General features: G+C 73.9%; 7 protein-coding genes. 2 read left to right on the forward strand and 5 right to left on the reverse strand.

Annotated elements, in window-relative coordinates; all coding sequences use genetic code 11:
* Positions 1 to 69: 69 nt before the first annotated feature.
* On the reverse strand, positions 70 to 1,428 hold the full coding sequence (locus NF338_RS02820) for an MFS transporter (protein ID WP_264029405.1): 1,359 nt from the start codon (positions 1,426 to 1,428) through the stop codon (positions 70 to 72).
* A 1-nt stretch (position 1,429) separates the two neighbouring features.
* A complete protein-coding gene (locus NF338_RS02825) occupies positions 1,430 to 2,005 on the reverse strand; it encodes a MarR family winged helix-turn-helix transcriptional regulator (protein ID WP_264029406.1) in 576 nt (191 codons plus the stop codon).
* Between the two features lie 283 nt (positions 2,006 to 2,288).
* Between NF338_RS02825 and NF338_RS02830 the strand changes: the two genes are divergently transcribed.
* Complete coding sequence (locus NF338_RS02830; protein ID WP_264029407.1) at positions 2,289 to 3,434, forward strand: glycerol dehydrogenase; 1,146 nt, start codon at positions 2,289 to 2,291, stop codon at positions 3,432 to 3,434.
* Between the two features lie 146 nt (positions 3,435 to 3,580).
* Here the strand turns inward: NF338_RS02830 and topA are convergent, their stop codons facing one another.
* From topA to NF338_RS02845, 3 genes are all read right to left on the reverse strand, one after another.
* On the reverse strand, positions 3,581 to 6,343 hold the full coding sequence (gene topA, locus NF338_RS02835) for a type I DNA topoisomerase (protein WP_264029408.1): 2,763 nt from the start codon (positions 6,341 to 6,343) through the stop codon (positions 3,581 to 3,583).
* Between the two features lie 162 nt (positions 6,344 to 6,505).
* Positions 6,506 to 7,600, reverse strand: a complete 1,095-nt coding sequence (locus tag NF338_RS02840) for a phosphatase PAP2 family protein (protein WP_264029409.1) — start codon at positions 7,598 to 7,600, stop codon at positions 6,506 to 6,508.
* A gap of 64 nt (positions 7,601 to 7,664) precedes the next feature.
* Positions 7,665 to 9,380 carry an ABC transporter substrate-binding protein gene (locus NF338_RS02845; RefSeq protein ID WP_264029410.1) on the reverse strand — a complete coding sequence of 572 codons (1,716 nt, stop codon included), beginning with the start codon at positions 9,378 to 9,380 and terminating at the stop codon, positions 7,665 to 7,667.
* Between the two features lie 136 nt (positions 9,381 to 9,516).
* Between NF338_RS02845 and NF338_RS02850 the strand changes: the two genes are divergently transcribed.
* On the forward strand, positions 9,517 to 10,224 hold the full coding sequence (locus tag NF338_RS02850) for a TetR/AcrR family transcriptional regulator (protein ID WP_264029411.1): 708 nt from the start codon (positions 9,517 to 9,519) through the stop codon (positions 10,222 to 10,224).
* Position 10,225: the final 1 nt, after the last annotated feature.

A 10,225-nucleotide genomic window follows, 5' to 3' on the forward strand; every position in this document is an offset into this window, starting at 1 on the left:
CCACCCGTGCGCCGCTGAGTGCTGGACATTCGTCGTCCCGGCGCCGTCAGGACGACACATACCCAGCACTCAACGGACGGGGATCGGCTCCGGGGTCGGGGTGCGGTAGCGGCGGAGCGGGGCGTTGCGCCAGGCGACCAGGCCGACGACGGCGCTCGCCGCCAGGCCGCCCACCGCCAGCGCGACCGGGGCGGAGGTGAGCGACGCGAGCACTCCGCCGCGGAAGTTGCCGACCTCCGGCCCCGCGACGCCCACGACGTGCTCGACCGACGACACGCGCCCACGGAACTCGTCCGGCGTCTCGAGCTGGACGAGCGCGCCGCGGGTCACCACGCTCACCGTGTCAGCGGCACCCGCCACAGCGAGGCAGCCCAGCGCGAGCCACAACGGGCCCGCGAGGCCGAACCCGGCGAGCGCGACGCCCCACGTCGCCGCGGCGGCGAGCTGGAGCGCTCCGGCCCGCGGCGCCCGGGTCACCGCACCCGAGAACAGGCCCGCCCCGATCCCGCCCACCGCGACGGCCGAGAGGAACAGCCCGAGGGTGCGCGGGTCGCCGTCGAACCGGAGCTCGTTGACGAGCGGGAAGAGCGAGATCGGCATCGCGAGCACCGTCGCCGCGACGTCGGTCGCGAACGACCCGCGCAGGGTCGGTCTGCGCCACACGATCGACCACCCGCCCGCGGCGGCCCGACGGCGCGGCGCGCGTCCGGCGGCCCGCGCACCCGCCGCCGTCGGCTCGGCCGGAGCATCCGCCCCCACCGCACGGTCCTCGGTGGGCGCCACCGCGGGCACGACCGCGGCCACCGCGGCGGACGGGGCCGGCGAGCCACCCGGGGGCAGCGGCGGGAGACGCACGAGCCCGAGCAGCGCGACGAGCGCCGCCGCGGCCTGGAGCCCGTACGCCGCCGGGAGGTCCCAGTGCGCGACCACCAGGCCGGCGAGCGCCGGGCCGACGAGCATCGAGACCTGGAACGCGAGGTTCTGCAGCGCGAGCCCGGCGGCGACCTGGTCGGGCGGGAGGAGGCGCGGCGGCACCGTCCGCCGGGCCGGTGAGCCCAGCGCGTTGCACGCCGCCCCGAGGCTCACGAGGCCGAGGAGCAGCCACACGGACCGGTTGCCCGCGAGGGCCTGCGCGGCGAGCCCCGCTGCGGCCAGCACCTGCCCCGACGCGGCGAGCCGCATGATCGTGCGCCGATCGTGGACGTCGGCGAGGTGACCGCCGACGAGCCCGAGCGTCAGGAGCGGGACGGCGGTAGCCAGGCCGATCGTGCCCGTCCACAGCGGGCTGTGCGTGAGCTCCCACACCTGGAGCAGCACGGCGACGCTCGCGACCTGGAACCCGAGCCCACCGACGGCCGAGCCCGCCCACAGGTCGCGGTACGAGCGGCTGGAGCGCAGGGGGCGGAGGTCGAGGACGTGGTCGCGCACCTCAACGACCCTCGGGCGGGGCGGCCTCGGGGTCCGGACCGGTGGGCTCGGCGGGCTCGGCGGGCTCGGCGGGCTCGGCGGGCAGCGGGTAGCCCGCTGCGTCGAGCCGCTCTACGAGCCGCTCGCGCAACGACCGTCGCGCGAGGACGCGCTCGAGCTCGACGACGACCGCGCTCAGGGCATGGGGCAGCTCGTCGTCGATCTCGGCGACGGACTCCTCGGTCGCGCGCCACTCCGCCTCCAGGAGCGGGACGAGCGCGCGAGCCTTCTCGGTGAGCGCGACCCGCCGCGTCCGGGCGTCCGGGCCGGGCTCGGTGTCGACCAGTGCCTCGCGCCGCATCGCCGTGACGGTCTGGCTCATCGCCGAGTGCGTCCGCCCGAGCGACTCCGCGAGCTCACGGATGGTCAGTGGGCCGGTGTGCGCGAGCCGGATCAGCGGGTAGACGAACCGCGACCGCACGCCCTCGATGGCTCGGTCGGTGTAGACCGTGCCGATCTCGTCGTCGAGGCGCCGCAGCAGCGCATGCAGGGTGTCCCAGCGCCCGGGCACGGTCGTCGGGTCGATCGAAGATGTCATAGCACTGTTATAACAGTGCTCATGCATTGTGCGCCAGAGCGGGACCGCTGTGCGCGGCGCTCGCGCACCACGTACGCACCGTCCTGGTGAGCAGGGTCGTGACGGGTGCTCGTCACCGTCGCGCTGCTCGCTCGCCGACCCGGCCGGGACCAAGGTCACGCGACCCGGCGTCCCGGTGGTGGTCGCCCGGGTCGCGTGACACGGTGGGGATGGCCGGCGGGCACCGGCCTCGCACGGCTGCGGCGCGCCCGACGGCGACCCACCGACTCCACAGGAGGCCACGATGTCCGAGGTTCCCGTCCGCACGCTCATCAGCCCGCTGCGCTACGTCCAGGCCCGCGGTGCGCTCACGCGGCTCGGCGAGTTCGTCCGGCCGATCGGCACGAAGCCGCTGCTCGTCGCCGACGACGTCGTGTGGGGCATCGTCCAGGACACGGTCGCCGTGTCCTTCCAGGAGCAGGACCTCCCCCGCCACCGCACCGGCTTCGGCACCTACGCCACTGCCGCGGAGGTCGATCGGCTCGCGCGCGAGATCGACGAGCTCGGCGCCGACGTGATCGTCGGGATCGGCGGCGGCTCGACCATCGACGCGGTGAAGGCCGCGGGCCACCTGCGCGGCATCCGGTGGGTCTCCGTGCCGACGGTCGCGTCCACCGACGCCCCGTGCTCCGCCCTGTCCGTCATCTACACCGAGGACGGCGCGTTCGAGGAGTACCGGTTCTTCCCGCACAACCCGGACCTCGTGCTCGTCGACACGGGCCTCGTCGCGAACGCTCCCGTGAAGTTCCTCGTCGCCGGCGTCGGTGACGCGCTCGCGACATGGATCGAGGCACGTGCCGTCGCCGAGGCGAACGCGTCGACCATGGCCGGTGGTCTTCCCCTCGTCACGGGCACGGCGCTCGCGCAGCTCTCGTGGGACATCCTGTGGGAGAACGCGCTGCCCGCGATCGACGCCGTCGCGAACCACCTCGTGACGCCCGCCGTCGAGAAGGTCGTCGAGGCGAACACGCTCCTGTCCGGGCTGGGCTTCGAGTCCGGTGGCCTCGCGGCGGCGCACGCCATCCACAACGGCCTCACCGCCGCGCCCCAGACGCACGGGCTCACGCACGGCCAGAAGGTGAACATCGGCTCCGTCACACAGCTCGTGCTGGAGGGCGCACCGACCGAGGAGATCGAGGAGTTCGTGCGCTTCACGACGCGGGTCGGGCTGCCGAACACGCTCACCGAGATCGGCCTCACCACGGACGACGTCCGCGACCTCACGCGTGTCGCGGAGGCTGCCACCGCGGAGGGCGAGACGATCCACGCGATGCCGTTCCCGGTGCGTGTCCCTGAGCTCGTCGACGCTCTCCGCTCCATCGAGGGCTTCTCCCGCCGCGTCCGGGCCGAGGCCGGCCTCCCCGAGCCGGTCAAGCACGCCGCACACTGACGCGCGCCCTCGGGCCGGAGCCCTGCCGTCGCGGCGGGGCCCGGCCCGGGGCAGGCCGACCTGGCGGTCCCGTCCCCTCGATCAGGTGGTCGTCGCTCGTCCGGTCGCCCGGACGAGTCACGACCACCTGTTCGGCGGGAAGGCTGCTACTTCTTGGCGGCGGTCTTCTTCGCGGCGGGCTTGCGCGCCGTCGTGCGCTTCTTGGCCGGGCCCTGCGCGCGCTTCTCGGCGAGCAGCTCGATCGCTCGCTCGGGCGTGATCGACTCGGGCGTGACGTCGCGCGGGAGGGTGCGGTTCGTCTCGCCGTCGGTCACGTACGCGCCGAACCGGCCGTCCTTGACGACGATCGGCTTGCCGCTGTTCGGGTCGTCGCCGAGCTCGCGCAGCGGCGGGGTCGCGGCGCGCTGGCCGCGGCCGCGCTTGGGCTGCTTGTAGAGCTCGATGGCCTCGTCGAGGGTGACGGTGAACATCGACTCCTCGTCGGGCAGCGAGCGCGAGTCGGTGCCCTTCTTGAGGTACGGGCCGTAGCGGCCGTTCTGCGCCGTGATCTCCTCGCCGGACTCCGGGTCGGTCCCGACGACGCGGGGCAGCGACAGCAGGCGCAGCGCGTCGTCGATCGTGATCGTGTCGAGCGTCTGCGTCTTGAGCAGCGACGCCGTGCGGGGCTTGGGCTGCGCGGCCTTGGCCTTCTTCTGCGCGGCGGCCGAGAGGCTCGTGTCGATCGGCGGGAGGTCGAGCACCTCGGTGACGTAGGGCCCGTAGCGTCCGGCCTTCGCGACGACCTCGTTCCCCGAGACGGGGTCGGTGCCCAGCACCTTGCCGTCGTCGGCGCCGGCCGCGAGGAGCTCGCGCGCCTTGGCGACGGTCAGCTCGTCGGGGGCGACGTCGTCGGGCACGGACGCGCGCGGCGGGTTCTCGCCCTCCTTGACGGGGACGGAGAGGTCCTCCACGTAGGGCCCGTAGCGCCCGACGCGGAGCTGGATGCCCTCGCCGATCGGCACCGAGTTGATGCCGCGCGCGTCGATGTCGCCCAGGTTCGCGACGAGGTCGCGCAGGCCCTCGGCATCCTCGCCCTTCGCGGCGTCGCCGAAGTAGAACTCCGTGAGCCACGCGACGCGGTCGCGGCGGCCCGCCGCGATCTCGTCGAGGTCGGCCTCCATGCGCGCGGTGAAGTCGTAGTCGACGAGCCGGTCGAAGTGCTCCTCGAGCAGCCGCACGACGGCGAACGCGAGCCAGCTCGGCACGAGCGCCTGGCCGCGCGACAGCACGTACCCGCGGTCCTGGATGGTCGAGATCGTCGACGCGTAGGTCGAGGGCCGCCCGATGCCGAGCTCCTCGAGCGCCTTGACCAGGCTCGCCTCGGTGTACCGGGGCGGGGCCGACGTCGAGTGCCCGTCGGCCGTGAGGTCGTCCCCGCGCAGCGGGTCGCCCTCGGCCATCTGCGGCAGGCGCGCGTCGTCGTCGCCCTTGGTCCCGACGACGGGCGCGTCCTCGGCGTACCGGTCGACGTCCGAGCTCTCCTCGTACGCGGCGAGGAAGCCGCGGAACGTGATGACGGTGCCGGACGCGGCGAAGACGGCGTCGCGACCCGCGACGTCCCCCGCGGCCGCGGACAGCGTCGCGCCGAGGCGGACGGACGCCGTCGAGCCCTTGGCGTCGGCCATCTGCGACGCGACCGTGCGCTTCCAGACGAGCTCGTAGAGCTTGAACTGGTCGTCGCTCAGCTCGCGCTTGACCTGCGCGGGCGTGCGGAACGAGTCGCCCGCGGGACGGATCGCCTCGTGCGCCTCCTGGGCGCCCTGGTTCTTCGCGGTGTAGACGCGCGGCTTCTCGGGCACGAACTCGGGTCCGTAGAGCTCGGCGGCCTGGCGCCGGGCCGCGGTCGTGGCCTCGGCCGAGAGCGACGGCGAGTCCGTCCGCATGTAGGTGATGTAACCGTTCTCGTACAACGACTGCGCGGTCCGCATCGCCTGGCGCGACGACATGCGGAGCTTGCGGCTCGCCTCCTGCTGGAGGGTCGACGTCGTGAACGGCGCCGCCGGGCGGCGCGTGTACGGCTTGGTGTCGAGGGAGCGCACGGCGAAGGCAGCGTCCGCGAGGCCCACCACGACGGCACGGGCCGTCGCCTCGTCGAGGTGCGCGACGCCGTCGCGCACCGCGGCCGCCTTGAGCTGCCCCCGGTCGTCGAAGTCGCGGCCCGACGCGACGCGCGCGTCGCCGACCTGCACGAGCCGGGCGCCGAACGCCTTCCCGGTGTCGGCGGCGGACGCGTCCGCGTGCTCGAACGTGCCCGTGACGTCCCAGTACTCGGCGGCGACGAACGCCATGCGCTCGCGCTCGCGCTCGACCACGAGGCGGGTAGCGACCGACTGGACACGGCCGGCCGAGAGCCCCTGGGCGATCTTGCGCCACAGCACCGGCGAGACCTCGTAGCCGTAGAGGCGGTCGAGGATGCGGCGCGTCTCCTGCGCGTCGACGAGGTGCTCGTCGAGGTCGCGCGTGTTCTGCAGCGCCCGCTGGATGGCCTCGCGCGTGATCTCGTGGAACACCATGCGCTTGACCGGGACCTTGGGCTTGAGCGCCTCGAGGAGGTGCCAGGCGATGGCCTCGCCCTCGCGGTCCTCATCCGTGGCGAGGTAGAGCTCGTCGGCGTCCTTGAGCGCGCGCTTGAGCTCGGCGACCTTCTTCTTCTTGTCCGCGTAGACCTCGTAGTACGGGTCGAAGCCGTGGTCGACGTCGACCGCGAACTTGCCGTACGGGCCCTTCTTCATGTCCGCGGGCAGCTCGGACGGCTGCGGGAGGTCGCGGATGTGCCCGACGCTCGCCTCGACCTCGTAGTCGTCGCCGAGGTAGCCCTGGATCTTGCGAGCCTTGGCGGGCGACTCGACGATCACGAGCTTGCGTGGCATCCGATCCTGCTTTCGTCCGTGCGTACGTGTCAGTGGCGGGCGTTCGTGCCCGACGGCGGCCGGGCCGCGCCCCGGGCGCGCTGCGCCGCGGCGCCCAGGGACGACCGTCCGGTCGTCCGCCGTGGCAGCCTACGACGTTACTCCCGTCGCGCCAGCCGCACCCTACCCCCGAACGGCGTGCACGTCCGGGCGAGCCGTGGACTGCCGGACGAGGAGCAGGACGGCGAACGCCGCGGCGGTCACCGCGAGCACTCCCGCCACCCCGCCGGCGTACGCGGTGACCTCCTGCGCGGCCGTCGTGTCCCACGTCGCGGGCGTCGCCCGCAGCGCGAGCGCCGCCGCCACGCCGGCCGCCGCGGCGCCCAGCAGGAGGAGGACGGCCATGACCGTCGAGCCCGGCGACGAGCCGGCGCCCGGGTCGAGGGCCGACCGCGGCGTGAAGGCGCACACGAGCGCCGCCCACGCGAGGACGACGAGGACCGCGGCGACGACGTCGCTCGGCCGGTGCCACTGCCCGACGAGGGTCGAGACCCCGGTCGCCGCCGTGTACGCGCCGCCGAGGACCGCCACGAGAGGACGTGCCGCGCGCGGCACGACGAGCAGCAGGGCCGCGGCGACCGACCCGGCGACCGTGGTGTGACCGCTGGGCAACGAGTTCTCCCAGTGCCAGCCGCCGATCAGCTCCTCGCGGCCGAGGAGCGAGTGCTTGACGAGCTGCGTCGTGACGTTCGCCCCCACGACGAGGAACGCGACCTGCACGGCGAGGCCCCAGCGGCGACGCAGGAGCGCGATGCCCATGGCCGCGCCGAGGCCGCCGACGACGAACGCGACGGAGACCGTGTCCAGGACCGGCTCGGCCACCGTCCAGAGCTCGCCCTGGCCGGTGGCGGCACCGTCGAACGCCGCGCGCTCGAGCATCTGCCCCGCGAAGGTGTCGACGAAGAACCGCCACACGAGCCACGCGCACGCGACGGCGAGCACCGCGACGACGGCGGCGACGACCCGCGACGCGGTGCTCGGTCCGTCCGCCTCGACGGCCGGGGGGCGGCGGGGCGCGGGCTGCGGCGCCGGCGGGTACGGGCCCCCCGGCGGGTACGGACCCCCCGGCAGGTACGGGGCCGGAGGGGGCGCTGCGACGGGCTGATACGGGGCGCCGGAGCGCGCGGGCGGCAGCACCGGCGGCGTCGCCGGGAGCGGTCGCGTTCCCGTCCCGCCGCTGGTCGGCAGCGGCCGGGTCGGGGCGTGGTCGGCAGGCATCCCTCCACCGTAGAGGACGCGTGTGTGCGTTCGGAGAAGACGACGGGAAGAGGCTCCGGGTGCGCTACTCCCCCGCGCTCGGCACGAGCCGCGTGAGGATGAGCGACGCCGCCGGGCTGGTCGGCTGCGGCGACGCGTACGGGTCGGCGTCCGACGGGAACCCGGTGTACGCCACGGTCGAGTACTGGGCGGCCGTCGGCCGGCCGAGGAGCGGGATCGCGGGGACCTGGTCGACGTAGACGTGCTGGATCGTGGCCAGTGCCGCGGCGCGCTCCGCCTCGTCGGTGGAGGACGCGTAGGTGAGGAACGCGGCATCCGCGTCCGCGTCCTGGAACCGGCCGAAGTTCTGGTCGGCGCTGGTGCCGAGCGGGCGCAGGTGGGCACCGTTCATCTGGCTGGAGTACGTGTCCCAGGGCGTCGCGCCGCCGTCGGTCCAGTGCATCGACGCCTGGAAGTCGCCCTTGCCGATCTTGTCGAACCACTCGGCCTCGTCCTGCCCCTCGACGGTCGCGACGATGCCGAGCCGCGCGGCCGCCTCCTTGACCGCCTCGAGCTCCCACATGTAGTCGGTCCACCCGGAGGGGTTCGTCAGTGTGAACGTGACGGGTACGCCGTCCTGGTCGTGCAGGACGCCGTCCACCAGCTCGTAGCCCGCGTCCTCGAGGATCGCGGCGGCAGCGGGGACGTCGACCGCGAGGACCCGGTCGGCGAGATCGGCCCCGACGAACGGCTCGCCGGCCGGCAGCGGCAGCCCGGTCGCGTTGCGCAGCGCGGGCCAGACGCCGGAGGTGGCGTAGTTCGAGATGCTGTCACGGTCGAGCACGCCGTTCAGCGCGCGCCGCACGGCGACGTCGTCGAACGGCGGCACCTGCGTGTTGAGGAAGAGCGCGTCGATCGCCAGGCCGGTCGGGGCGAACTGGTGGAGGTGGTCGGGGTCGGCGGCGAGGTAGACCGTCTCGTAGCCGGGGATGTACGCCCAGCCCCACTGCACCTCCCCGCTCACGTACGCCGCGGTGAGCGAGTCGTTGTCCGGGTACGCGACGTACCGCAGCTCGGGGACGGCGAGGGGCCCGCCCCAGTAGTCGTCCCGGGCGACGAGGGTGACGCCGTCGGGCGCGAACTCCTCCAGGACGTACGGGCCCGTGCCGACGGGGTCGACGTTCAGGTCGTCGATGAGGGTCTCGACGGGACGGTCCGCCCACACGTGCTCGGGCACGACGAACGTGTTGATCGCCTTCGTGCGGTTGACGTACTGGCCGCTCCCGAACGTCACGACGACGTCCCGCCCCTCGACGCGGACGTCCTCGTACGGGAGGAGGTCGGGGTTGAGCGCGGGGTCGTCCTTGCGGAGCGTGAACGTGAAGGCGACGTCGTCGGGCGTGAGGGGTTCGCCGTCGGACCAGAGCACGCCCTCGCGCACCGTGACCCGCAGCTCCGTGTATCCCGCGTCCCAGGACCAGGCGCTCGCGAGCCAGGGGGTCGGGTCCTGGGCGGGGTCGACGAGGTTGACCTGCGCGAGCGGCTCGTAGAGGACGTTCGCGTACCCGAGCTTCTGCGCGGCGGACCCGCTGTCGAAGGGGTTGTTGTCCTCCTCGTCCACCGAGTTGGGCATCCCGATCGTCAGCACGGGGGAGACAGCCTCGGGCGTCGGCTCCTGGGCCGGGCTCACGAGGCCGCAGGCCGAGGCGACGAGCAGGGCGGGGACGGTGATGGAGGCGACGACGGCCGCGCGACGCGCCGCGGCGCGGACGGTACGGCGGGCGACGGTGCGAGTGGTCACGCGGGGCTCCTCAGCGAGTCCGTGATCTGCGGCGACGCCGGGCGCTCCGTCGCCCTCGACGCCATTCCGGAGGCGATTCAACCACACATTACTAACTCGTCAGTAAGAGACAGGGGGTCACAGTATGGTTACCGTCATGACCGACGCCACCCCCGCGCGGAGCGCCACCGACGCCGCCCCCGCACGGACGCCCCGCCCCCGCCGCACGCGCCCGGCGACGCTCGAGCGCCGCGAGGAGATCCTGCGCGCAGCCATGCGCGTGTTCGGTTCCAAGGGCTACCACCAGGGCTCGCTCGCCGAGGTCGCCGAGCAGGTCGGCATCACCCACGCCGGGGTGCTGCACCACTTCGGTTCCAAGGACCGGCTGCTGACCGAGGTGCTGGAGTTCCGGGACCGCGTCGACGTCGAGCACCTCGAGGGGCAGCACATCCCGGGCGGGCTCGACCTCTTCCGGCACCTCGTCAAGACCGCCGCGATCAACGCCGAGCGGCCCGGGATCGTCCAGGCCTACACCGTGCTCACCGGCGAGGCCGTCACCGACGGCCACCCGGCCAGCGCCTGGGTCACCGAGCGCTTCACCGGGCTGCGCGCCGACATCGCGGGCGCGCTGCGCGAGGTGATCGAGGAGCGCCGCGCCGCGGGCGACACCGAGACGGACTACGAGCTCACCGACGCCGCGGTCGACCTCGCCGCGTCCACGATCATCGGCGCGATGGACGGCCTCCAGATCCAGTGGCTCCTCGACCCCGACGCCGTGAACCTCGCCGAGGGCACCGCGTTCGCGATCGAGGCGATCCTCGCCTCCACCCTCGCCGGGGCCCGGCGTCCGCGCCCGCTCGACTGAC

The sequence above is a fragment of the Cellulosimicrobium sp. SH8 genome (genome assembly GCF_025818875.1).
GTDB classification, from domain to species: Bacteria; Actinomycetota; Actinomycetes; order Actinomycetales; family Cellulomonadaceae; genus Cellulosimicrobium; species Cellulosimicrobium cellulans_D.